At 50.4% G+C, this 23516-nt stretch carries 22 protein-coding genes and 1 other annotated feature; of the genes, 17 read left to right on the top strand and 5 right to left on the bottom strand.

Going from position 1 to position 23516, the window contains the following annotated elements; genetic code table 11:
* The first annotated feature begins 24 nt into the window (after positions 1–24).
* Positions 25–160: a sequence feature (ribosomal protein L20 leader region), on the top strand.
* A 133-nt stretch (positions 161–293) separates the two neighbouring features.
* The 9 genes from infC to ACZ5N7_RS11925 all read left to right on the top strand — a co-directional run bounded on the left by infC (position 294) and on the right by ACZ5N7_RS11925 (position 8805).
* Positions 294–827: a translation initiation factor IF-3 gene (infC, locus tag ACZ5N7_RS11965; protein WP_464659251.1), complete on the top strand. Its 534-nt coding sequence runs from the start codon at positions 294–296 to the stop codon at positions 825–827.
* Between the two features lie 69 nt (positions 828–896).
* The gene (gene rpmI / locus ACZ5N7_RS11960) at positions 897–1097 is read left to right on the top strand and encodes a 50S ribosomal protein L35 (RefSeq protein ID WP_464654397.1); all 201 of its coding nucleotides are present in this window, start codon (positions 897–899) and stop codon (positions 1095–1097) included.
* A gap of 36 nt (positions 1098–1133) precedes the next feature.
* Positions 1134–1493: a 50S ribosomal protein L20 gene (gene rplT, locus ACZ5N7_RS11955; protein ID WP_464654395.1), complete on the top strand. Its 360-nt coding sequence runs from the start codon at positions 1134–1136 to the stop codon at positions 1491–1493.
* A gap of 530 nt (positions 1494–2023) precedes the next feature.
* On the top strand, positions 2024–3772 hold the full coding sequence (gene ilvB, locus ACZ5N7_RS11950; protein ID WP_464654393.1) for a biosynthetic-type acetolactate synthase large subunit: 1749 nt from the start codon (positions 2024–2026) through the stop codon (positions 3770–3772).
* On the top strand, positions 3769–4257 hold the full coding sequence (gene ilvN / locus ACZ5N7_RS11945) for an acetolactate synthase small subunit (protein WP_464654391.1): 489 nt from the start codon (positions 3769–3771) through the stop codon (positions 4255–4257). Before ilvB ends, ilvN begins: the two co-directional genes overlap by 4 nt.
* A gap of 111 nt (positions 4258–4368) precedes the next feature.
* A complete protein-coding gene (ilvC, locus tag ACZ5N7_RS11940) occupies positions 4369–5361 on the top strand; it encodes a ketol-acid reductoisomerase (protein WP_464654390.1) in 993 nt (330 codons plus the stop codon).
* A 131-nt stretch (positions 5362–5492) separates the two neighbouring features.
* Positions 5493–7040, top strand: a complete 1548-nt coding sequence (locus tag ACZ5N7_RS11935) for a 2-isopropylmalate synthase (RefSeq protein ID WP_464654389.1) — start codon at positions 5493–5495, stop codon at positions 7038–7040.
* Between the two features lie 174 nt (positions 7041–7214).
* Entirely contained in the window at positions 7215–8069 is an 855-nt protein-coding gene (locus ACZ5N7_RS11930; RefSeq protein WP_464654388.1) for a phosphotransferase, read from the top strand.
* A 205-nt stretch (positions 8070–8274) separates the two neighbouring features.
* The gene (locus ACZ5N7_RS11925; RefSeq protein ID WP_464654387.1) at positions 8275–8805 is read left to right on the top strand and encodes a P-loop nucleotide/nucleoside kinase family protein; all 531 of its coding nucleotides are present in this window, start codon (positions 8275–8277) and stop codon (positions 8803–8805) included.
* A 650-nt stretch (positions 8806–9455) separates the two neighbouring features.
* Here ACZ5N7_RS11925 and ACZ5N7_RS11920 read toward each other — a convergent pair.
* A complete protein-coding gene (locus ACZ5N7_RS11920; protein ID WP_464654386.1) occupies positions 9456–10661 on the bottom strand; it encodes an aminotransferase-like domain-containing protein in 1206 nt (401 codons plus the stop codon).
* A 285-nt stretch (positions 10662–10946) separates the two neighbouring features.
* Complete coding sequence (locus tag ACZ5N7_RS11915; RefSeq protein ID WP_464654385.1) at positions 10947–11639, bottom strand: phospholipase D-like domain-containing protein; 693 nt, start codon at positions 11637–11639, stop codon at positions 10947–10949.
* Positions 11640–11991: 352 nt separating this feature from the next.
* Between ACZ5N7_RS11915 and leuB the strand changes: the two genes are divergently transcribed.
* Entirely contained in the window at positions 11992–13071 is a 1080-nt protein-coding gene (gene leuB, locus ACZ5N7_RS11910; RefSeq protein ID WP_464654384.1) for a 3-isopropylmalate dehydrogenase, read from the top strand.
* Between the two features lie 496 nt (positions 13072–13567).
* Here leuB and ACZ5N7_RS11905 read toward each other — a convergent pair whose 3' ends face one another.
* Complete coding sequence (locus ACZ5N7_RS11905; RefSeq protein ID WP_464654383.1) at positions 13568–13978, bottom strand: hypothetical protein; 411 nt, start codon at positions 13976–13978, stop codon at positions 13568–13570.
* Positions 13979–14109: 131 nt separating this feature from the next.
* On the opposite strand from ACZ5N7_RS11905, the gene ACZ5N7_RS11900 reads away from it, so the two are divergent.
* The 3 genes from ACZ5N7_RS11900 to ACZ5N7_RS11890 all read left to right on the top strand — a co-directional run bounded on the left by ACZ5N7_RS11900 (position 14110) and on the right by ACZ5N7_RS11890 (position 16170).
* Positions 14110–14658 carry a peroxiredoxin gene (locus ACZ5N7_RS11900; protein WP_464654382.1) on the top strand — a complete coding sequence of 183 codons (549 nt, stop codon included), beginning with the start codon at positions 14110–14112 and terminating at the stop codon, positions 14656–14658.
* A gap of 219 nt (positions 14659–14877) precedes the next feature.
* Positions 14878–15267 (top strand): glycine cleavage system protein GcvH, encoded by a 390-nt coding sequence (gene gcvH, locus ACZ5N7_RS11895; protein WP_464654381.1) that lies wholly within the window; start codon positions 14878–14880, stop codon positions 15265–15267.
* 174 nt (positions 15268–15441) lie between these two features.
* A complete protein-coding gene (locus ACZ5N7_RS11890) occupies positions 15442–16170 on the top strand; it encodes an S-layer homology domain-containing protein (RefSeq protein WP_464654380.1) in 729 nt (242 codons plus the stop codon).
* A 281-nt stretch (positions 16171–16451) separates the two neighbouring features.
* Here the strand turns inward: ACZ5N7_RS11890 and ACZ5N7_RS11885 are convergent, their stop codons facing one another.
* Both ACZ5N7_RS11885 and ACZ5N7_RS11880 read right to left on the bottom strand, forming a co-directional pair.
* Positions 16452–18416, bottom strand: a complete 1965-nt coding sequence (locus tag ACZ5N7_RS11885; protein WP_464654379.1) for a glycoside hydrolase family 15 protein — start codon at positions 18414–18416, stop codon at positions 16452–16454.
* A 141-nt stretch (positions 18417–18557) separates the two neighbouring features.
* Complete coding sequence (locus ACZ5N7_RS11880; protein WP_464654378.1) at positions 18558–18764, bottom strand: KTSC domain-containing protein; 207 nt, start codon at positions 18762–18764, stop codon at positions 18558–18560.
* A 194-nt stretch (positions 18765–18958) separates the two neighbouring features.
* Here ACZ5N7_RS11880 and ACZ5N7_RS11875 point away from each other — a divergent pair, with 194 nt between their 5' ends.
* From ACZ5N7_RS11875 to ACZ5N7_RS11860, 4 genes are all read left to right on the top strand, one after another.
* Positions 18959–19381 (top strand): hypothetical protein, encoded by a 423-nt coding sequence (locus tag ACZ5N7_RS11875; RefSeq protein ID WP_464654377.1) that lies wholly within the window; start codon positions 18959–18961, stop codon positions 19379–19381.
* A gap of 391 nt (positions 19382–19772) precedes the next feature.
* Positions 19773–20588 carry an RNA polymerase sigma factor SigI gene (gene sigI / locus ACZ5N7_RS11870; RefSeq protein ID WP_464654376.1) on the top strand — a complete coding sequence of 272 codons (816 nt, stop codon included), beginning with the start codon at positions 19773–19775 and terminating at the stop codon, positions 20586–20588.
* The gene (locus tag ACZ5N7_RS11865) at positions 20581–22083 is read left to right on the top strand and encodes an anti-sigma factor domain-containing protein (protein ID WP_464654375.1); all 1503 of its coding nucleotides are present in this window, start codon (positions 20581–20583) and stop codon (positions 22081–22083) included. The genes sigI and ACZ5N7_RS11865 overlap by 8 nt, the downstream gene beginning before the upstream one ends.
* A gap of 255 nt (positions 22084–22338) precedes the next feature.
* Entirely contained in the window at positions 22339–23460 is a 1122-nt protein-coding gene (locus tag ACZ5N7_RS11860; protein WP_464654374.1) for a two-component system sensor histidine kinase NtrB, read from the top strand.
* The last annotated feature ends 56 nt before the right edge of the window (positions 23461–23516 follow it).

Below are 23516 nucleotides of genomic sequence, written 5' to 3'. Positions count from 1 at the left end.
TATTGTAGTTTAGTCGATTTATATATGCACAAGCAGAAGCGCCCGCTTCTCACCTGTCCGACTAAAGTTGGCTGGTATTCGGATCTTTATAACAAGAGCGAAGATGATCATTCGATCATAACAGATGTGGGCACTTATGCGCCCGCATCTTTTTTTGTTAAAGAAGTTAAAGTTCGCTGAGGTTTATGCTGAATTCAGACATTCTTTTCCGGGAAAACCTGCATTTTAATCGCGGTCGCTCATCCTTGAATGGCTTCGGTAGAGGTTTTCTTGATTCATCGAAAGTCAGTTAGATCCTATGGAGGTGGCACGCTATTAGTAAAGAGCATCTAATCAATGAGGAAATTCGAGCCAAAGAAGTTCGTTTGATCGGCGCTGACGGAGAGCAGCTGGGAATCAAGCCTTTCCGTGAAGCGATGCAGCTCGCGGCGGACGCGAACCTTGATCTTGTCAATGTCGCTCCAACCGCCAAACCGCCGGTATGCCGCATTATGGATTACGGGAAGTTCCGCTATGAATTGCAGAAGAAAGACAAGGAAGCCCGCAAGAACCAGAAGATTGTGGATATCAAAGAAATCCGTTTGAGCGCGACGATTGACGAGCATGATTTCCAGACCAAGCTTCGCAACGTCCAGAAGTTTCTGAATGACGGCGACAAGGTGAAGCTGTCCGTCCGTTTCCGCGGCCGTGAAATCGCGCATGCGGAGATCGGCAGAAGACAGCTGGAGCGTATGGCTGCGGAAGTGGCTGAGCTCTGCAGCGTTGAACGCGCACCGAAGCTTGAAGGCCGCAGCATGATTATGATTCTTGCGCCTAAAGCCAACTGATTTACGGACTATTCCGAAGGTTCTCATCGACCTATGCGATATACAATATTTTTAGGAGGAACAATTCCCATGCCAAAAATGAAAACACACAGCAGTCTTAAAGACCGTTTCAAAATTACGGGGACTGGTAAAGTCAGAAGATACAAAGCTTACAAAAACCATCTTCTGTCCGGTAAATCCGCTCGCCAGAAGCGCGTTCTTGGAAGCAACCCTGTTATGTCTTCCGGAGACGTAAAGCGTCTGAAGCAGGGCCTCTCAAACATTAAGTAATTTAATTATTTTTCTAAAAACTAGGAGGGTTTTACTATGGCAAGAGTTAAGGGCGGGTTCGTTACCCGTCGTCGTCATAAAAAAATATTGAAGCTTGCAAAAGGTTACTTTGGTTCCAAACACCGCATATTTAAAACAGCTAATGCGCAGGTTATGAAATCCTTGCTGTACGCATACCGTGACCGCCGTCAGCGGAAGCGCGATTTCCGCAAATTGTGGATCGTCCGTATCAACGCGGCCGCACGTTTGAACGGCTTGTCCTACAGCAAATTGATGCACGGCTTGAAGCTTGCAGGCATCGAAGTGAACCGCAAAATCCTGGCCGATCTGGCTGTAAACGATCAGCAAGCCTTTGCTGACCTGGCTACTGCAGCCAAGCAAAAAATGAACGCATAATTTGGACCGCCTCCTTCGTGGGGCGGTTTTTTGCTGCCGTAGAGAGCCCCTGCTCCTATCATCAGGGAAGAGGTCCCATTCACTTTTTCATAATGAATATGGTTGAAATTGTGATAACCTATTGACTAATGGAAAGGCTATGCATATAATTAACTAAAAATCACACAGTTGAATTGTTGAACGGCTATGAAGAGGACGAAGTGATAAGGGCCCTTATGTCCAGAGAGCGAAGGAAACGCTGAAACCTTTGCCTTAATCCTTTATCGACGAGCTCACCTCGGAGCTGTTTCCCTGAAAAGCTTGCCTTACGGCAAGGGTATTAGGGGGAATCGGAGAAGCACACGTTACCGTGCTGAGGTGTTCCATTGAATACCTGCTAAGGCTGCATGCTGTGAGGCATACGGCAAAATCTGGGTGGTACCACGGAAGATTTAACCCCTTTCGTCCCGTCAGGCACATATTGTGTCTTGGGATGTGAAGGGGTTTTTTGGTTTCATAAGAAACCGATCCATTCGGAAGGAGGAAAAAGCATGAGTATTGGAGCCGAACCGTTGCGCTCTAAGGAAGAGCTGATCAAGAAAGCAATGCAGCCCGACATCATCAGCGGATCAGAAATTCTGCTTCGCAGTTTATTATTGGAAGGTGTCGAATGCGTGTTTGGCTATCCGGGAGGTGCTGTTCTTTACATCTACGACGCTCTGCACGGTTTCTCCGATTTCCAGCATCTGCTGACCCGGCACGAGCAGGGGGCCATTCACGCGGCGGACGGATATGCCAGATCAACCGGCAAAGTTGGAGTATGTATCGCCACATCCGGACCGGGAGCAACCAACCTGGTCACCGGGATCGCAACAGCCTACATGGACTCCGTACCGCTGGTGGTCATTACAGGCAACGTGGCCACTTCCTTTATCGGAACCGATGCGTTCCAGGAAGCGGATATTACCGGAATTACGATGCCAATAACCAAACACAATTATCTGGTCCGCAAGGTGGAAGACCTGCCGCGGATCATCCATGAGGCGTTCCATATCGCAAATACAGGCCGTAAAGGTCCGGTACTGATCGACATTCCAAAAGATATCTCGGCCCAAACGACCGAGTTCAAGCCGGCGAAGGAAGTATCGATTCGTGGATACGAGCCGCAGCTTCCGCTGGCTACAGATCAGATCGAGAAGCTGGTGCAGCGGATTGAATCAGCCGAAAGACCGGTCATTATTGCAGGCGGCGGAGTCGTATACTCCGGCGCGCACAAAGAGCTTTTGGAATTCGTAGAAAAAACGCGGATTCCGATTACAACCACTCTGCTCGGACTGGGAGGCTTCCCAAGCGGCAATGAGCTGTGGATGGGAATGCCGGGAATGCATGGGACGTATGCGGCCAACCAGGCGATCCAGAATGCGGACTTGCTGATCTCCATCGGTTCCCGGTTTGACGACCGCGTAACGATGAAGCTGGAAGGCTTCGCCCCCAAGGCGCAATGTATAGCCCACATCGACGTGGATCCGGCCGAGATCGGAAAGAACGTAAAGACGGATATCCCCGTGATCGGTGACGTAAAAGCGGTATTGGCCTATGCCAACACCTTGGCGAAACCGGCGAAGTCGCAGCAGTGGATCGAACAAATCGCCGAAAACAAGAAAAACTACCCTCTGCGGTACAATGACTCCGACACCGAGCTCAAGCCTCAATACGTTGTTGAGATGATCAACGAGACGACTAAAGGGGAAGCGATTGTCACAACAGATGTAGGACAGCACCAGATGTGGGTTGCGCAGTTCTACAAGTTCCAGAATCCTCGCTCTTTTGTAAGCTCGGGCGGGCTCGGGACGATGGGCTTCGGATTCCCGTCGGCGATCGGCGCCCAAATGGGGAATCCCGATAAACTGGTAATCTCCATCAATGGAGACGGCGGTATGCAGATGTGTGCCCAAGAGCTTGCGATCTGCGCCATCAACAACATTCCGGTGAAGATTGTGGTCATCAACAACCAGGTGCTTGGAATGGTCCGCCAGTGGCAGGAGCTTATCTATGAAAACCGCTTGAGCCATATCGACCTTGCCGGAAGCCCGGATTTCGTCAAGCTGGCGGAAGCTTATGGAGTGAAAGGACTGACTGCCGGCAGCAAGGAAGAAGCGCGCAAAGCATGGCAGGAAGCGATGAACACCCCCGGACCGGTGCTGGTCGAGTTCAAGGTCAACAAGTCCGAGAACGTCTACCCGATGGTAATGCAGGGCAGCACGATCAGCGATATGGTAATGGGGGATGAGCAGCAATGATGACGAAGCATACGATTTCCATTCTTGTCAACAATCAACCAGGCGTCCTGCAAAGGGTCGCCGGCCTGTTCGGCCGCCGCGGCTTTAACATCGAGAGCATTACAGTAGGGGAGTCCGAGGAAATCGGGCTATCCCGGATGGTCGTCGTGACCATTGGCGACGACAAGACTTTGGAGCAGGTGACCAAGCAGCTGTATAAGCTGATCGATGTGATCAAAGTCATTGACCTCAGCTCCAACCCGATGGTGGCCAGAGAATTGGCACTCATCAAAGTGCAGGCCGAGCCCGCGTTGCGTCCCGAAATTCTTGGGCTGGCGGAGACCTTCCGCGCTGCCGTCATCGACATCGGCCCAACTTCATTGATCGTTCAAGTCATTGGAGAGTCCACCAAGATCGAAGCCATGACGGAACTGCTCAAGCCTTACGGCATTAAAGAGCTTTCCCGCACAGGCGTTACTGCCATGACCCGCGGCATAGCTGATTAAACGCAAGTTCAACCTCTTTTGCGGCATCCGCGTGTCCTATGAGTCTTTTATGCCGTAAAAGGTTAACTCAATAAACTATAAAACTTCATCATTCTAAGGAGGACTTATCCAATGGCAGTGAAAATGTATTATGAGAAAGATGCGGATCTAAGCGTACTGAAAGGCAAAACGATTGCGATTATCGGTTACGGAAGTCAAGGCCATGCCCAAGCTCAGAACCTGAGAGACAGCGGGCTGCAGGTTGTTATCGGACTTCGTGAAGGCCGTTCCTGGGAACAAGCAAAAAATGACGGCTTTGAAGTGTTAAGCGTAGGCGAAGCGGTTCAACGCGCTGACGTGGTTCAAATCTTGATGCCGGACGAAACCCAAGCGTCGGTTTACAAAGCAGAAGTAGAACCTAACTTGAAAAAGGGCGCAGCCCTTGTTTTCTCCCACGGATTTAATATCCATTTCGGTCAAATCGTGCCGACAGCCGACCTTGACGTATTGATGGTCGCTCCCAAATCCCCTGGTCACATGGTGCGCCGCGTGTACGTTGAAGGCTTCGGAGTTCCCGGCCTGATCGCTGTAGAGCAGGACGCTTCCGGTAAAGCTGCCGAGATCGGTTTGGCTTACGCCAAAGGTATCGGCTGCACCCGCGCGGGATTGATCGAAACCACCTTCCGCGAAGAAACGGAGACCGACTTGTTCGGTGAGCAAGCTGTACTTTGCGGCGGAACTTCCGCACTGGTGAAGGCAGGCTTTGAAACTCTTGTAGAAGCAGGATACCAGCCTGAGATTGCTTACTTCGAGTGTCTGCACGAACTGAAGCTGATCGTTGACCTGATGTACGAAGGCGGACTGGCTTCCATGAGACATTCCATCTCCAACACTGCCGAGTACGGAGACTATGTAACCGGACCTCGCGTCGTAACGGACGAAACGAAGAAAGAAATGAAGAAGGTTCTGGAAGACATTCAGCAGGGTAAATTTGCGCGCGACTTCGTTCTTGAGAACCAGTCGAACCGTGCGTTCCTGACTGCTACACGCCGCAGAGAATCCGAGCACCAGCTTGAGGTGGTAGGCCGCCAGCTGCGTGAAATGATGCACTGGATCAAGAAGTAATTAAGGCATAGATGTACGGGCACGTACATAAACGTGTTAAATAGCGGTCGAGGGTTAGAACCAGTCGGAGAGCCCTCGGCCATCGTTTATGTTAGATTAAAAACGAGAGATATCTTCATGGAGGTGATCCGATGAGAAAGATTTATATCTTTGATACGACTCTAAGAGACGGCGAACAGTCTCCGGGTGTGAATCTGAACATGCAGGAAAAGGTGGAAATCGCCCTGCAGCTCGAGAAGCTTGGCGTAGATCGAATGGAGGCGGGTTTTCCGGCGGCATCTCCAGGGGATCTTGCAGGTGTCGACGCGGTAGCCAAGGCAGTGAAGAACGCCACGGTTATCGGTCTGTCCCGCTCTCGCACACAGGATATTGACGCAGTCAGAGAAGCTTTGAGGAATGCCCAGGATCCCTGCCTGCATCTGTTTCTTGCCACGTCTCCAATTCACCGCCAGCATAAGCTGCGCATGGACAAAGGGCAGGTGCTTGAAACCGCGGAGGCAGCTATTCGATATGCCAGGAAATATTTTGCCAAAATCGAATTTTCACCGGAGGACGCAGGCCGCACAGAAATCGACTTCCTAATTGAAGTCACGGCTATGGCCATTCGCGCTGGAGCGACAGTGGTGAACATCCCCGACACCGTCGGCTATCTGTCTCCGAACGAATACGGCAGCATTTTCAAGACATTGAAAGAAGAAGTTCCGGGTATCGAAAATATTCAGCTAAGCGCGCACTGCCACGATGACTTGGGAATGGCTACCGCGAACGCGCTTGCCGCGATCATGAACGGGGCCGACCAGATTGAAGGCACGATCAACGGCATCGGAGAACGCGCAGGCAACACGGCGATTGAAGAAGTGGCGATGGCTCTTGAGACGAGACAGCATTTTTATAACGCGAAGACTTCGCTCGTCCTTGGCGAAATCTCCCGCACCAGCCGATTGGTGAGCAGATTGACCGGGATGGTCGTTCCGGCGAATAAGGCGATTGTGGGAGCGAATGCTTTTGCCCATGAATCCGGTATCCATCAGGACGGTATGCTCAAGGAGAAAACAACCTACGAGATTATGTCCCCCGAAACGATCGGACTCAAAGAAAGCAAGCTGGTGCTGGGGAAACACTCCGGACGCCATGCGTTCCGCGAGAAGCTGACGGATCTCGGTTACAAGCTGAATGACGAGCAGGTCAATCACGCTTTCGGGAAATTCAAGGATTTGGCCGATAAGAAAAAGGATGTTTCCGACGAGGACATTCGCGCGTTGATCGAAGAGAAGCTGATTACCAGCCCGGAGGTATTCACACTGGAGACGGTTCAAGTTTCCTACGGAAACCGCTCCGTTCCTACGGCAACGGTTCGCGTGAAGAAGATCGACGGACAAATTTTCGAAGAGGCCGCTCTGGGCAACGGTTCGGTTGATGCGATCTACAATGCGATTGACAAAGCCACTCAAGAGACGGTTGAGCTAGACGATTACACGATCCAATCCGTTACTCACGGAAAAGACGCCCTCGGCGAGGTACATGTTGTGCTGAAGCAGGACGGCATTTCCGAGCAGGGCAGAGGAGTGTCGACCGATATTCTGGAAGCCAGCGCTCGTGCGTACATCGACGCCCTGAACCGGTTGATCGATAAGCGCAGCCAGCCTGCCTCCCAACGCAATAATATGACATTGATTTAACATTTTCTGTATAAAAGTCCCCGTTCATCGGCTGTGAAGCCGTACAGCGGGGGCTTTTCTTGTGCGGGAGCATAGAGTTACACTGCGGTGGTGGAGCGTGAGAGTTGATCATCTACATTAATGGAAAAGGTTTCATCAGAGCCGGCAGGAGAACTGAAAGGACGATAGTACTGTATGTTAGAGCAGATCATGGAGGAAATTATACAAAACCGCATACTTCCGGATTCGATTTATCATTGGGGTGAATTAAAAGGGGGGACCGACAGTACAGTCGGGGTAATTGGGACCCAAGTTATGCCGGAAATGTATGTGGTAAAATCAAATACATCCGAGCGAATTGCCGCGGAGCTGCATTTTTACCAAATCTATCGGGGGTTGCCGTTGCTGCCGAACATCAAATATGCGGATGCGGAATACCGTTATATCATCTACGATTTTATCCCGGGAGAAACCCGTTATAGCCGTGGAACGAAGCAGGATCTCCTGCACAAATTGATAAGCTTGATGATTAAACACTACGTTCCTCCCGAATCGCCGGATGATTACGAATGGGTGGAGGATCCAAAACGTGTAGAGCATGACATTGATTATTCCGTCTCTGTAATTGGGCCTCATCTTAAGGAAGAGGACCATGTTCTGGTAAAGGAGATTCACAGGCGCCGGAGCAAGCGGATAACGAAAAAGGATCTCTATGTGCTGCACGGTGACTTCGGCGTTCATAATTTTTTGTTTGAACATGGAAAGCTATCCGGCGTTATAGACCCGATTCCTTCAGTCGGCCGCCGGTTGTACGATCTTTTGTATGCATTTTGTTCGTCGCCGGATGATCTGCATTTTCCCATTTTGCTGCAAGCTGTAGAACAAATGAACAGTGAATCGATTCATAGAAACGAATTAATAGAGGATATGGTTATGGCATTGTATTTTCGGATCGCTACATGTTTACTGCATCATCCGGAGGATCTGACTCAGTATCAGCATGCATGGAAGGAATGGAGACAATTGATTGATGGTAATGACGGACACTGAAAATTTTCAACAAAAATAAAAAAGGGAATATTAGGGAAAATATTGAAAACTGCGCTTCAAGTATTTTTGTGACGTGTGAGCTAAAGTGATAAGCGAGTACATAAATCTCTTTAAAAGATGTCTGTTGCAAAAAATTGAGCAGCATTTTGGATATCCGATTTGTAAGACCAAACAGGAGTAAGGAAACGGGGGCATTGTTAACGAAATGACTGGAAAAACTGCTGCCATAATTTATATCATCTCCGGTCCGTGCGGGGTGGGCAAGTCTACAACCGCCAGACAGCTTGCCAATATTTTAAATAATGCCGCACTGATAGAAGGAGATTCTGTCGACTCCATGCTGATAGGTAAAGAGGAGCTTCCTTGGGAGGAACGCCTGTCTTTAACGTGGGAAAACATACTTTCCTTGACGCGCAATTTTGTTCATAACGAATTTAACGTAGTGATTGATTACGTGATTGAAACGGAGCTCGACTGGTTTTGCAAAAATGTTTCAGACTTGCATGCACAAATCAGGTATTTCGTTTTAACTGCAGCAGAGGATTCGTTAATCCATCGTCTTAATGAACGAGGGAGCGGCGATTTGATTGAGCGTTCTCTATTTTTAAAAAATCAGCTGGAGAATTGTGCTTCAAACCGGCGGTATCTATATGACACTACTTCTAAACCGACGCCGGAGATTGTAAAAGAGATGGTTAATCGGTCAGATGATTACCAGTACCTGTTTGTACACTGAGATTAAATAAAACCGACTGTTCAAGCTAAGGGAACAACGTACTTGACAAAATGTATGTAACTAAAAGAGGGGCGGGGTGAACATGAAAATTGTTGCCGCAACTGATTCAGACTATGGATACATTCGAGACCGTGATCATCATATTTTAGAGAGCTTAATCCTGCCGAAAATTAAGGGTAAAGAAATATATATACTGCGCAACGATGATCAATGTATTATCGGATGGATGAGGCACGGATATTTTTGAGTTTTATGCAACGCTAGCGACGGAAAATGGAGTTAAATTCAGCATAAAAAAGGGCCTCATTACCCACTTAACAGTGGGGTTTGAGGTCCTTTCGCTTATAATTTGGGATGTGCCTATTAAATGCGAACATTTTTGGGACAGCCCCCTTAAGGGCGATTTATTTTTGGCTTGCTTGTTTTTTAGCTTCGTGTGCGGCTTCGTCCCGCCTCCACTCGTCAGAATGGAACGGGACGTTCTTCGTCACTTGCCACCGATTATAAGGTAAATGTATGAACAAGACAGGTCCCTGGTCCTGAGAAACAGGTTTCTTTCTTAATTCACCCGAAGGGTGATTGTGTTCTGAAAGGGACTGTTCCCAAAAAGAGGCTGTTGCCCAAATCTGCGGTCTTTTGCGTTAACTCAATTACAGCCCGACATGCGCTTCGTCGAACTTGTGCAGGGCGGCTGCCAGGCCGGCCATACCTTTGCGCATCGTTTCCTCGTTGGAATGGGAGAAGTTCATTCTCATCGTGTTATAAGCAGGATCTTCCGCGTAGAAGGAGGAACCGGGCACGAAAGCCACGCCTTCTTCGACGGCGGCTTTCAGCAGCTCTTCCGCTTTGATATGAGGCGGCAATTCGACCCAAATGAACATTCCGCCCTTAGGCTCATTCCAACGGAGCCCTGGCCAATTCATCTCGGTGAGCAGCCGCACCATCAGCTGCATTCTTTCTTTGTATTTCGCCCGGATCAAGGAAATATGCGCATCCAGGGCAAAATGCTCGAGCAGCTGATACAGCGCCTGCTGGTCCATCGTGCTGGAATGCAGGTCGGCGGCCTGCTTGGCCCGCGCGATATGACGGATCAGCCCGGCGTCGCCGATCACCCACCCGGTGCGGAGAGCGGGCGCCACCGTTTTGGAGAAGGTGCTCGTATAGACGACAACACTGCCCTCAGGGTGCTGGTCCAGGGAGAACAAAGTCGGATAATTGGCCTCCTCCTCAAACCGGATTTCTCCGTATGGATCATCCTCGAGAATCAACACTCCGTTCATTCGGCATTGCCGGACCACTCCCAGCCTTCTTTCCAGACTCCACACTCTTCCTGCAGGATTGGAGTAGGTCGGAATTACATAGACGACCTTCGGGTTATGCTCCCTGATTTTGGCGGACAGATCGTCCAGTACCATTCCCTGCTCGTCGGTTTCTACGGACACCAGCTTGGCGCCCCTCGATTTAAACACCTGAAGAGCGGCGAGATAAGTCGGCTTCTCCACAAGTATGACATCGCCCGGATCGATGTAGACACGCGTAAGCAGGTCGATTCCCTGCTGGGAGCCAGTGGTGAGCAGCATGTTGTCGGGCGTTACGTTCATGCCCTTGCGCGCCATTCTCCTGCAGATGCTTTCGCGCAGCGGCGTATAGCCTTCAGTGAGGCCATATTGCAGCGCCTGGTTCCCCCCGTCAAACACTCGCCCAAAAGCCTCTTTTACCGCCTGTAAGGGAAAATAGTCCTCGGCAGGCAGTCCCCCCGCGAAAGAGACGATGGATTTTCCCTGGGTAAGCTTGAGAATGTCGCGCACAGCGGATGAATTGAAGTTGTGGATCGTATGAGAAAAACGGTAATTCATGGACGATACTCCTCCCGATGGCATTTACAAATTTTTTATTTAATTATACAGCAAACACCCGTTGAGGCGAACTAAACTTTTTATCGCAGCAGGAAAGGGGGCGGAACGGGCGGAATGAATTATTTTGCATGAAAAATGATACAAAACCGGGCCGGGGACCGTCTTATCTATAGCTGCAGCTGAAAGGAGGCAATCCGCAGCTGGATGCTGTCGGTGCCTGGCTTCACAGGGTGCTTACGTCTGACCAACCGCCGTGCAGCGCCGTACCGCGTGCCGGGAGAACCGTCATTTCAAATCCTGAAAATTGGTTTTGTCCTTCCACAATTTCTCGAACTCCGAAGTCCATTCCTGAGCGACCTTGGAGTCGTGGATCACGACCAGAACTTCATCGTTGGCGGATGTTGCGTTTGCCGAATAATCGAACGACCCTGTGGTGACCGCAGATTGATCCACTACCGTGATTTTGAGGTCCATGACCCCTTTGTGGGTATTTTCCTTAACCGGTATTCCGGCTGCCTTCAGCAGCTTTAATTCTTTTGACTGTGCGGCGTTCCTGGATTCGTGCTGGTCGGTGATGATCCTTACTGCAGCGCCGCGTTTTTTGGCTTCGATAATGGCGCTTACGATATCTTTATTGGACAAAGTGTGGACGGCAATATCCAGCTTGGTTTTGGCTTGGGCGATTGCGTTGATCAGCACTTTCTCCGGTTGCTGTTTGTCGCGGGTAAAAGCATAATCGATTTGCGGCTTCGGGGCTTCGGATAACTGCTGCTTAGTTGCATCTGACGTTGGCTGCTGCTGTTTTGCGGAATCCGTCTGCTGCCCGCTTGCGGGCTTTTGGTTGTCAGCGGTTGCAGAACCGGTATCGGCGGGCGGTTTGGCTTGGGCATCGGCAGTATTGCTTTTGCTCTCGTTACATCCTGCAAGAGGGAGAGTCAAGGTGGAAAACAACAATAAGATTGCTGCGCTTTTTTTCATATATTATCTAACCTCCATACCAATATAAATCCAGCTTAAATCAATAGAATCGAGAAAGCTGTAGAACCGTGGCTCGGGAAAAAGCACTGATACTGTCCGAACGTGGCGGTAAAAACAGAATAGGCAGACAGTCCGCTGCGTCGCGGTAAAAACAGAGTATGAAGACAGTCCGCTCCGTAGCGGCAAAATAGAATAGACCGACAGTCTGCCTCGGAGCGGTCTTCGATGGTTTTTTATAGGCAATACCTATCAACATCATAGATTTTATATCTTTGTCAGCTATAACGTTTCTATGTTACAAATGTAGATATGATTATTGCGCTGAAAACAGGTTGAAGGAGTGGACAAGATAATGGCAGACGTAAAAAAGATTGCGGTCATCGCAGGGGACGGTATCGGGCCTGAGGTCGTTGCCGAGGCGGAGAAAGTGTTGAAGAAGACGGAGGAGCTGTTCGGCTATCGTTTCGAAACGGAGCATGGGCTGTTCGGAGGCATTGCGATCGACCGGAAGGGCACGCCGCTGCCGGAAGAAACGCTGCAGCTGTGCAAAGGCGCGGACGCTGTGCTGCTGGGAGCGGTAGGCGGACCCAAATGGGACAACAACCCAAAGGAACTGCGTCCGGAAACCGGATTACTTGGCATCCGCAAGGCGCTGGGGCTGTTCTCCAACATTCGCCCGGCTGTCGTGTTCGACTGCCTGAAAGAAGCCTCCACACTGAAGCCTGAAGTGCTGGAAGGCACGGACCTGATCGTGGTCCGCGAATTGACCGGCGGCATCTACTTCGGTGAGAAGTTCCGCAGAGAATCCGCGAACGGGGAGGAAGCCGTTGACACCTGCGTGTACAACGTGTCGGAAGTGGAGCGCATCGCAAGGCAGGCGTTCGAAATCGCGCGCACCCGCCGCAAGAAGCTGGCGTCTGTGGATAAGGCGAACGTGCTGGAAACTTCCCGCCTGTGGAGAGAGACCGTAATCCGCATCTCCGCGGATTATCCGGATGTCGAGCTGGAACACGTGCTGGTCGACAACTGTGCGATGCAGCTGCTGCGCCGTCCGTCCTCGTTCGACGTCATCGTCACCGAGAATATGTTCGGCGACATCCTGAGCGACGAAGCGGCCATGCTGACCGGCTCGATCGGCATGCTGCAGTCCGCTTCCCTCGGAGAGGGCAGCTTCGGCTTGTACGAGCCGGTGCACGGCTCAGCTCCGGACATTGCGGGACAGGGCATCGCGAACCCGATCGCAACGATTCTTTCCGTGGCGTTGATGTTCCGCCTCACGTTCGGGTACCACGAGGCGGCCGATTCCATCGAACGCGCGGTCAAGAACGTGCTTGACGCCGGCCACCGTACCGGCGACATCGCCGTGGACAAGAATAAAGCCATCGGCACGACGGCAATGGGCGACCTGATCGTAGCCGCCATCACGAAGTAATTCCCTTAGCCTTTCGCGGAGAATGATCCGGGGAAGGCTTTTTTTTGAAAATATTGAATTATGATTTTCGTCGGCTGTGGATAAGTGTTGACTAAATTCGATAAATTTGTGAATAAGTGTGGATTTAGATACGTGGATCGCTGAAATGTTGTTTTGCATCGCCAGATCCTCCGTTTCCAATCCAGAAGATCACCTTTGGAATCCAAGAGTTATATCGTCTAGAATCAATTCAGCTTCAGCGAAATGCCCCTGCTCTGACGGTCTGACCAGCCGCCGTGCATCGTCTGCCGGCAGAACCGCGAGTTGGGAAAAATTAAAGGGAATTCCTCTATTTAATTTGACTTAGATATTGTGAGAGGCGCATCTAACTGGAAAACCTCCATCTAAATCAGCGGCTATTCTAATTTTTGACTGAATGGATTGAATTAACGGGAGAATTTCCATCTATTTGCATAGGAAAGCAACCAAACAGGACAATTATCAGGAGATTTTCCAGTTAATCAAAGTAATCCAGCATTCCGCGGGCGAGCAGATATCGGACAACCCTTTCACCATTTACGCGCAAAGAAGGGAGCAGCCAGCCTTTTGTACATAACTTTTTCAACATCAATACCGCCGTCTTGTGATCAATCTCAAAATGACGCTCTACATCCTTAGGCTGGATCGGCCTATCCAGTTGAATCGCGGGACGTATGATTTCTTTCCCGGCAAGCAATACGCGCGAGACTGGCATCCGGCAGGGTTGATACCGGCACAGCACGGTGCGCAGCAATGTCACGCACAGCTCGGGCCGTTGTCCGACGTCGTCGTAAGCGAAGGAAATCACGTTAAATAAGATTTGCCCGCCAATCGAGCGAAGGGGGCGTGGTGACGTTCTTTTGTGAGGCTTGCAGCGGGTAAATTGCATCTTTTGCCATAATCCTCTATAATAATAATAATTATTACTTGTTTATAATAATTCTAATTATTGACTTTCACATCTTTGAATGCTACCATTTTAAGAGTGAAATTCGATGAAATTAAGGAGGAAATTACACAATGGCAGATCGTTTGGTCGGTAAGAAGGCACCTGATTTTACTATGGAAACTGCTCTTGGCAACGGCAAGGATTTCGGCAAAGCATCCCTGTCCGACTACAAAGGCAAATGGCTCGTTCTGTTCTTTTATCCTCTTGACTTTACATTCGTATGCCCTACGGAAATTACTGCGCTTAGCGAAGCTGCAGACCAGTTCTCCAAGCTGAACACCGAGATTATCGGCGTTTCCACGGACAGCATCCATTCCCACCGCGCATGGATCAATACTTCCAGAGACGACAACGGACTGGGCCAGCTGAACTTCCCGCTCGGAGCCGACCTGACTCATCAAGTTGCCCGCGACTACGGCGTACTGATTGAAGAAGAAGGTATTGCGCTTCGCGGATTGTTCATCATCGATCCGGAAGGCGAATTGAAATATCAAGTCGTTAACCATAACGATATCGGCCGCAGCGTGGAAGAAACCCTCCGCGTGCTTCAAGCGCTTCAATCCGGCGGATTGTGCCCAATGAACTGGAAGCCTGGACAAGCTAACTTGACTGCGAAGTAAGATTGGCCTTTGAAAGAAAAAGCTCTCTACCGCCTGCCCAGGCAGGGTGGAGAGCTTTTTTTGAAGAAAGATATATGTTGTTTGGGCGGCCCGCAGAGCATTTTTATGCGTCAGATGTAACTTTCCGAGCTGGCAGCAAGCTGCTCCAGCGGACATGCTTGGAAGGTTTTAAGCCGCTTTGCGGGATTTATTCTGCATGTTAAGAAGGAGGAGCCGTTCATGGATGTGCCAAAAGAATTGAAATACAGCCAGGACCATCATTGGGTGCAAGCAAACGGCAGGACGGCCGTCATCGGAATTACGGACTTCGCCCAGGACGAGCTCGGAATGATCGTATTCGTCGAGCTGCCTGAGGTTGGGGACACGCTGAAAGCGGGCGACCCGTTCGGCAACATGGAGTCCGTGAAGACGGTCTCCGAGCTGGTCATGCCGGTCTCGGGCAAGGTGCTTGAAGTAAATCCGCAGCTCGCAGCCGCTCCGTCTAAGCTGAACGTGGATCCTTACGGTTCGGGCTGGTTGATTAAAGTGGAGCTCACCGACGAGGCAGAGCTGGACAAGCTGTGGGACTCGGACAAATATGCTTCCGCTTATGTAGTGGAAGAAGAATGACCGGCAGTGCCGGCAGGCTGAACTTAAGGCGGAGATGTATGGTGCCGCAGGGTTCGGCCTTTTATTTTTTTGCGAGCATTTCTCCTGCTTGACACTTCTGTCTCCGGTCTTGTATAACGGATTTTGACGGACTTTTTAGCAATAAGAGCTGAGAGGGCAGATAGGAGGGAATAAATGTCCGCACGCTGCAGAATTTTTCAATGCACTCTATGTAAACTCATTATTATCCCTTTGTTCGCCTGCTTGTTAACTTTGAAGCTGTTTCCTTGTGCGGCCGTATATGCGCAGCCTTTGTTCACGGATCTGTCGGATTCTTATGCCCGGACGGAAATTGAGGCCTTGGCCCAGGCGGAAGTTTTGGCTGGATACCCCAATGGTACTTTTGCTCCCGCTAAATCGATCAACCGCGCAGAGTTTGCCAAGCTTATGGTGATGGCTCTGGGTCTGAAGGAAAATCCGGCATTTGCGGCCAAATTTGCCGATATCGATCCCAAAGCTTGGTACGCAGGATATGTAGGAGCAGTGGTGGAAGCCGGAATTGCCGAAGGCACTGCGGCATCTGCGTTTTCGCCTAACGCTGAGGTCAGCCGGGAAGAACTCGTCGTGTTCTTCACACGCGCGTTCGGACTGGAGGGTATGGCGAGGAAGCTTCCAATAGATACCCCTTTTACGGATATGGGCAAAATGTCCGACTGGTCCAAGCCATACGTGAACCTTGCCTACAAAATCGGTTTCGTGCAAGGGTTCGAGAACAAGGACGGCACCCTGAGCTTTCGCCCAAAAGAAACGACGGACCGGCAGGATGCGGCCAGATTGACCTATGAATTCATTGTAAATATCGCCAAATATATGGAAAAAGCCAACGAATTAACCAAACCCGCAGCCGCCAATCCGAAAAATTGACCGCTCCCACACCGGGAACGAGCCCCTCGAACTGCTGAGCCCCGCGGTCCTGTTAATGCATGCGGTTACTGTGACCAAAACCATATGCATAAAAAACAAAAAGGCTATCCCAAAAGCAGATTTTGTCTGCAAAAAGACGCCTCGGTTTGATTTAGTTTTATCGGTGTTCGGTTAGATAGCGCCCGATTAGGTCTCCCCGCGTATGACCACCCGCCGTGCAATGCCGCAACGGGCGCCGGGAGAGGCGCGCATTGGGAAAAAGCGCCCCGCGTAATTAAGAGTTAATCCGCCAGCAGCTTCTTATACTTGTTCAAATATTTCACCACTGTCAGCACATAAGTGGCATGCGACCAGGTCAGCGGCGCTACGGAAACCGGGCCTCCGTCGAACGGATCGAGCTGTTCAGGCAGGATGCCGCTTTCAATCGCGTGCTCGACCACCCACTCCAGCGTTTTTCTGGGGCTGTCAAGATCTGCCAACGTTTTGGCGCATTCGATTTCCCATTCCGCGATCCACAGCGTGCAGATGATCCAGGGATTTCCCGGCACATTCGCGATATCGGTGGACTTTTGAAAATAATAATCATGATGGTATCTGGCCACACCGCCTACGGCGGTATTGATCGTAAGGCCGTTCTTGTTGGCGGTCATCGTCTTCACGACGCGCTCATCGTCCGCGGGCAGCACGCCGAATTCGAAAATGCCGTATACGCTGCTTTCCAGCGTTTTGTCTTTGGCCCATTTGCCGTCCTCTATATATAGTCCCCGCACGAACCGCCCTTCTTGCTCATCCCAAAGATGAGTGAGTATGCCGGTTTTAATTTTTTCGGCGGTATGCTTGTAGCGTTTGCTTCTCTCGTCGTCCCCGAACAGGGAGCAGAAATTGGACGCAGCGATGAGGCCCCCGTACACCGCAGATGCGGTAAAAGTATAAATCCCGTACCGTTCCTCCCACAAGTCGTAGCTCGGTTTCGGCAGGTTCAGCTCCTGGTCGATATAGGAGGACATAAACCGGGCCGTTCTGCGGATCAGATTACGGAATAACGACTGCGCGAGCTCGATATTGCCATGCATCAGGAAATCGTTCCAAAGCGCGAAAAGCACCAGCGCCGTCTCATCCTCCTGGATCGGGAGCTGCTCTTTTCCCCCATGCACGTATGGATGCCAGGAGGAGCCTACCGTTCCGTCCGGATTGTATTTGTGGTGCAGATACCCTTCGGGCGAAAGCACATTCGCACAAAAGTGGAAGAACGGCTCGATCATCCCGTGATATCCGGCCTGCGACATCGCGTAAGCGATCAGCGCGCCGTCCCTCGGCCACATATAGCTGTAATGGTCCCGGTTGCTCTGCATGATGTCGGAGTCGTTGGCGGCGATAATCGCCCCGTTCACATCCGTCTGGGTGCGGACGATCAGAAGGCTTTTCTTGAACAAGCCCACGACCTCTTCATTCAGGTCTCCATAGTCTCTCGCCGCCTTATTGGCCCATCGCTGCCAGTAGATTTGCACACGATCGAGCAGCTTGCCCGGATGCGAATCTCTCACATAAGAATCCAGCGTCTTGACTTCTTCCAAATTTCTTCCTGCGGTCATCCAATAATACAGCGTTTGCTCTGAGGACGGCGGGACGAACAGCCTGAACGAAATGGTGGAATCCACAGAGCCTTGTGCGATCGGATTGCCCATCAAATGGCCGTCTTCCGCGTCTCTCCAGGTCCCCTCGGCTTGATAGAATCTTTTTACACCCGTAGTATATTGATAGATTCCCTGACTCCCGGTGCTGCCGCTGAACATGAAATACCGGTCCTTCTTGTAATGAAAAACGGTGTTGTTGCCCGGATAATAAGCCGCGGTATCGCCTACTTCGGTCTCGTTGATGACTAAATCCTGGTTGAAAAACATCCGCACCTCACGGACCGACCCATATTCGTTGTTGATGCGTACGCGCTTCAGATAAATGTCTTCCCTTTGATGGATACCATCGTTTATGACAAGAGAGATGCCAAGCCCCGGATGGGCCGCCTTGACTTCAGTCACCAGGGAATCCTGCAGATAGGATAGCCCGAAATTCCACTCGCTGTCGCTCAGCCAAGAGAATACGCCGTCAACCCAGATGCCGATTCGGCAGTGATAGCCTCCGATATGATTCAGCTGGCCGACATAGGGATAATATAAATCACGCATATACGTGTGTCCGTCAAGGTTAATGAGGAATTTTCCGTTTCCTATTACGAGTTGTCTTGGCAAAGCATTCACTTCCCGTCTACAAAGTATATTCCGGCTGGGGAACAATCGGTGGACTAATGATAAGTTTGCGTATATCGTACCTTTTTGAGAAAATAGGGTCAATCTCTGTCTCGGCATCCAGCTGGCTGGAGCGGCTTGAGGTCATTTTAATTCTATCGGTCTGGCGCTGGTCATTTTTACTATATAGTCATATCCATTAGTAGAGTTTATAATCATATGAAAGTCATCTTTTTTGATAGGGCTGAAAGAATCCCTGCGGCCGGTATGATACTGCACGACAAGTTCTAAGGCTTGATCGTCATAGCCGATAAGAGCAATTTGCTTGGAGCGGATGGGAAACATGTTCACTCTTTTCACCTCTTCCTTGGAATCAGGTTAGGCATAACTCCTACCCAATAAGTATGCGCACGCCCGGATGAATAGAATTTGTACACCTTTCGCTGACGCGCGCATATTCTGAGGCAAAAGCGACCGCCAAAGAGGAATCTTTCGTATCGCCATAGAATACATTAGCAACCAAAGGATTGAATGGAGGGAATCCTATGAGTTTTTGCTGCGGAGCCAGTATGATAGGAACCAAAGGGACTCTTAAATATATAAGGACCCAGATTCACAATGTGCCGATTGTGTTTTGTCCGGTGTGCCATAACGTGCGCGTCCATTATATGATCGAGAGCGAATATGAAATTTTGGCGGAATATGCGCATGGGGACGGGGCGGTTGAAGTCGATTTTCTCGACTATGTGGACGGGAAGGACAACGAAGCGCTGTATGAGAACTGCGTGAACCACGAAGGCGAAGAGCCGATGGCGGTGGTCAAAAGCCAGACGGACATGGCGCTCGACCTGCTCAGTGTGGCCAAACAGCTGAATGACGAGGAATGGAAGGACCAGCTGATCAAGAGGCTCACGACGCTCAGTTCCAGGAGAAGAAAGCTGGAGAAGAAGAAAACGGCCAGGAAATAGGCGAAGAAAGCTGGAACAGCAGAAAATGGCCGGGAAATAAGCGCGACAGACGCTGGACTGCAAAATGCGGTTGGCGTTTTTTTGTTATATAGCAAAATATGATTTCGGCCGCTATGGATAAAGAGTTGGTAAATTCGCTAAATTTAGGGATAGGTGTGGGTTTAGATATATTAATCCGCTGGGGGATACTGTTTTGCGCAAATCCTCCCGTTTCCCATCCAGAAGTCCAAGGTCATCTTCACGTTTGCACAATTTCCGCTGGTGGGCTGGACACATATGGTATAATAGCTTTGTTCAAGGCGGTACATTGCCAAAAAAGAAGATTGCGGCGAAATGTTTACCCCCGTAATTTCTACATATACTTCGAAACTATTTAGGTGAGGTGGCATGTTTGTTTCTGGTACTGTTTCAAAAATTTCTCGGCAAGCGCCAGTCGGACCACCCGAATAACAATGATATACAGAAATTAACACCCGAGGAGATGGTCGTAAGAATACAGCAGGGGAACCTCAAGCTGCGCAACCAGTTTATTACGGACTATCAACCGTATGTGGCCAAAGTGACAAGCAGGTTCTGCAAAAGATATATCGATCCGGCGCGGGACGATGAGTTCAGCATTGCGCTGGCCGCGTTCAACGAAGCGGTCAACCAGTATTCGGCGACGGTAGGACGGTCTTTTCTGGGATTTGCCGAAACGGTGATACGGCGCAGGCTGATCGATTATTTGCGCAAGGAGCAGCGGTTTTCCCAGCAGGCTCCGTACAGCTCTTTTGATGTGGAGGACGAGGAGGAGCAGATTGTCAATCCCGTCGAGATCCATCAGGCGATCGAGCAGTATGAGAAGCAGAAGGGAGCAGAGGAGCGGCGCAGCGAAATCTCCGACCTTAACGCCACCCTGCAGGAGTACGGCATCAGTTTCATGGACCTGGTGGAAAATTCGCCAAAGCATAGCGATTCCCGCAGGATTCTAAGCGAGATCGGCCGGGTGATTTCGGAAGACACCGAACTTAGCGGGATCCTCTACAACAGGAAGATGCTGCCTATTAAAGAGCTGCTGCAAAAAGTGCAGGTCTCTCGCAAAACGCTGGAACGCAACCGCAAGTATCTCATTGCCGTGGCGCTCATCTACAGCGGCCCATATCCCTACCTTAAGGAATATTTGCACACGGGAGTTAATACTGAAGAAAGGAGTCTACCTCATGAGTAAAGGCATCGTCATGGAAATGACGCGACGTCGGATTATTGTAATGACGCAGCAAGGAAGCTTTGAGCAGATTCCGCGCAAAGGCCAGAGCTGCGAAATAGGTGAAGAAATCTCATACAGCCCGGCGAAGCGTGCCTGGAAGCTGCCTGCCGTCATGACAACAGCCGCGGCAGCCGTTATTTTCTGTTTGTTCCTGGCCATCAGTTTGCCGGGGCAGCGGCAGCAAGCGGCGGATCCCGTAGTAGCGTACATTTCCATTGACATTAACCCCAGTGTGGAAATGGGGATTGACTCCCGCGAGAATGTGCTTGAATTAAACGGTCTCAATCAGGATGGGACCGATATCATACGCTCCATTCCGTATAAAGGCAAGACCCTTTCGGAGGTCGCTTCGCTCCTTCTGGACAAGGCGGAGCAGGGCGCTTTGGGCAGGGGCGAAGGGGACATTGTAATCGCTTCGACCGCTGTCGGTTCATCCGGCGCCGTGAACGACACACTTTTGGCCGCGAAGCTAAAAGATCAGGTTGCGCAGCATCTTCAAAAAGCTCATCCGGACAAAGTTTCGAGCTACGTGGTGACTGCTTTTGCCGCGCCTGTGGAGCTGAGGGTAAAAGCCAGGGAAGACGGCTTGTCGACAGGGAAATACGCGCTCTGGCTGGACGCGAAGAGCCAGGGAACCACGCTGCCGCTGCAGACATTCAGAGACACTTCGATCCGGCAAATCGCCAAAGAAAACAGCGACTTCGGACAGCTGATCCATAACGGTAGGCTCCCTGGCAAGGCGGATTTTAAAGAGCTTCTGGAGGAGGAAGTTTCCGGCAAGCTGGATCAAAAGATCAGGGATCAGAAGAACGGCAAAGCTCCGGCAAGCGGGATTACAAACGGAAGTGACGTCAGAGACAACAGCAGCGGCGACAAAAACAACGGCAAGACCGGCGGCAATTCCGCTGACAAACACAATATCGGCAGCGCCCCGGCGAGCAATATAAACGGCGGTAATGTCGGCCAGCAGAGCTCCTCCAAATCCAATAGCAGCAATAAGGATCGCAACTACGAACGCAGCAGCGATAACAATTCCGGCAATGGCGCTAAACAAAATAATGACAGGAACGGCAGCGACTATCGAAATTACATTCCCCCGGCAATCGTACCCGCACCCATCACACCCGCACCCGTAGTGCCCGTACAACCGGCTGTGACCGAGTCCCCTGGCACAAACAAGGGCAAGCGTGACGAACCAAATGATAACAACAATAACGACCCCAGGCGCGGAGAGGCAAAAAAGCAGTACGACCAGAAAAAAGACGATATGAAGAAGAAGGAAGAGAGCAGTAAGCAGGAAGACCGCAATAAACGGGAAGATATCAAAAATGAGAATGAACGCCAAAATGAAGACAGCAAGAGAAAGCAGCAGGAGAACTCTCCACGCACCCAACCCGGCTCCTCGAACGAGGGGCAGCATTCCACTGATCATCGCAATGAGAGATCGGGGGACTAGCTTCCTTATACTTTTGTCGCAATGCTTGTATGCACAGAGAAATCTCTGTTCGTACAGGCTTTTTTACTATCATCCCGGTCAGAGGAGGCATAAATAATTATCTCGAAGTAAAGTCCATATTATGGTAAAATTAACAGACGGTGTATAAATTCGTGTGACCGGACTTTTTTGGACGATTTCACTTCGACCTAGCCGGCAAATTGCAAAGTATCCCCAACCTGCAGGTAGAAGCAGAGGTTCAGGAGGAGATTATTTTTGTCGAAAACGAAAAGGGACTTATATCAAGAGCATTCGGAAAGCTGTCATCAATCGTTATTGAACGTCAAAAATAAATACGAAAACATTCTCCAGTATATGGACTGCGGAATCGCTTTGATCAATGAGGAGGGATTTATTACTTTTGCAAATATGAGATTGGCGCAGCAGCTCCGAGTGCCCAGAACGGAAATCGTGGGGAGGTCTATAAAGAAGCTGATCAGATTGCGGGTGCTGCCGAAAATGCTGCGGAAACAAATCCACCGAATGTATAGAGAGATGTATTTGTACCGCTCGCCTTACAAAGAGATCATGGATGACAAGGGACGGCACTTTTTTGTCACGGCTACTTACGGTGAGGAGCTTGACGGCGAAATTTTGATCAGTGTCAAGGACGTCACGGAGTTTAAACAGATCGAGCAATCCGTTTACCACAACGACAAGCTGGCCATGCTCGGGAAGATCGCCGCTTCCATCGCCCATGAGATCCGCAATCCCCTCACTTCCATCCGCGGCTTTATTCAGCTCCTGGAGCCGGACCTTAAACATTTGGGCAAGGAAGATTACGCCAAAATCATCATCAGCGAGATCGACCGGGCGAACGACATCATATATGAGTTTCTCAATTCTTCCAAACCAACGGCGCCTTCAAGGAAGAAGATCCAGGTGGCCGAGCTCATTCAGGAAGCGGCCCTTTTATGCGAGAGCGAGGCCCTGCTGAAAGGATGCGAGATTGTAGTCGAGCCCATCGATCCCTCCATTACTTTCCACGTGGATGTCAAACAGATCAAGCAGGTGATACTCAATTTGCTGAAGAATGCGCTTGAAGCGATAACCACCCACACTTTATACCGCAAGGGAATGATCTGGGCTCGTGTCAAGAGGGTCGATGCCTGTGTCGTGATCAGTATACAAGACAACGGGAGCGGGATGGACAAGAAGACGCTCAGCAAGCTGTTCGATCCCTTTTTCACTACGAAGAAGGAAGGGACGGGGCTTGGCTTGTCCGTGTGCTACCGCATCATTAAAAATCACAGCGGCACGATTAAGGTCGAAAGCGAACTCGATAAGGGCACGGAATTCCACGTTTATCTGCCGGTCGGCGGCACTGATTTTTGCTAGAATCATGCTTTGAAATTTAACTTCAAGCCGCTGTCGAAGGATATGGCAGACCCGGC

This window comes from Paenibacillus sp. JCM 18996 (genome assembly GCF_055392555.1).
Note: the sequence above shows the minus strand (reverse complement) of the source record. Positions and strands in the feature narration are given on the sequence as shown.

Bases quoted from the DNA above. Each gene is read 5' to 3' on its own strand.
- ACZ5N7_RS11935 (WP_464654389.1), top strand. From the start codon at position 5,493: ATGAGAAAGATTTATATCTTTGATACGACTCTAAGAGACGGCGAACAG.
- ACZ5N7_RS11930 (WP_464654388.1), top strand. From the start codon at position 7,215: ATGTTAGAGCAGATCATGGAGGAAATTATACAAAACCGCATACTTCCG.
- ACZ5N7_RS11920 (WP_464654386.1), bottom strand. From the start codon at position 10,661: ATGAATTACCGTTTTTCTCATACGATCCACAACTTCAATTCATCCGCT.
- ilvN (WP_464654391.1), top strand. From the start codon at position 3,769: ATGATGACGAAGCATACGATTTCCATTCTTGTCAACAATCAACCAGGC.
- ACZ5N7_RS11915 (WP_464654385.1), bottom strand. From the start codon at position 11,639: ATGAAAAAAAGCGCAGCAATCTTATTGTTGTTTTCCACCTTGACTCTC.
- gcvH (WP_464654381.1), top strand. From the start codon at position 14,878: ATGGATGTGCCAAAAGAATTGAAATACAGCCAGGACCATCATTGGGTG.
- ACZ5N7_RS11900 (WP_464654382.1), top strand. From the start codon at position 14,110: ATGGCAGATCGTTTGGTCGGTAAGAAGGCACCTGATTTTACTATGGAA.
- ilvC (WP_464654390.1), top strand. From the start codon at position 4,369: ATGGCAGTGAAAATGTATTATGAGAAAGATGCGGATCTAAGCGTACTG.
- ACZ5N7_RS11925 (WP_464654387.1), top strand. From the start codon at position 8,275: ATGACTGGAAAAACTGCTGCCATAATTTATATCATCTCCGGTCCGTGC.
- rplT (WP_464654395.1), top strand. From the start codon at position 1,134: ATGGCAAGAGTTAAGGGCGGGTTCGTTACCCGTCGTCGTCATAAAAAA.
- ACZ5N7_RS11890 (WP_464654380.1), top strand. From the start codon at position 15,442: ATGTCCGCACGCTGCAGAATTTTTCAATGCACTCTATGTAAACTCATT.
- ilvB (WP_464654393.1), top strand. From the start codon at position 2,024: ATGAGTATTGGAGCCGAACCGTTGCGCTCTAAGGAAGAGCTGATCAAG.
- rpmI (WP_464654397.1), top strand. From the start codon at position 897: ATGCCAAAAATGAAAACACACAGCAGTCTTAAAGACCGTTTCAAAATT.
- ACZ5N7_RS11905 (WP_464654383.1), bottom strand. From the start codon at position 13,978: ATGCAATTTACCCGCTGCAAGCCTCACAAAAGAACGTCACCACGCCCC.
- leuB (WP_464654384.1), top strand. From the start codon at position 11,992: ATGGCAGACGTAAAAAAGATTGCGGTCATCGCAGGGGACGGTATCGGG.
- ACZ5N7_RS11865 (WP_464654375.1), top strand. From the start codon at position 20,581: ATGAGTAAAGGCATCGTCATGGAAATGACGCGACGTCGGATTATTGTA.
- ACZ5N7_RS11875 (WP_464654377.1), top strand. From the start codon at position 18,959: ATGAGTTTTTGCTGCGGAGCCAGTATGATAGGAACCAAAGGGACTCTT.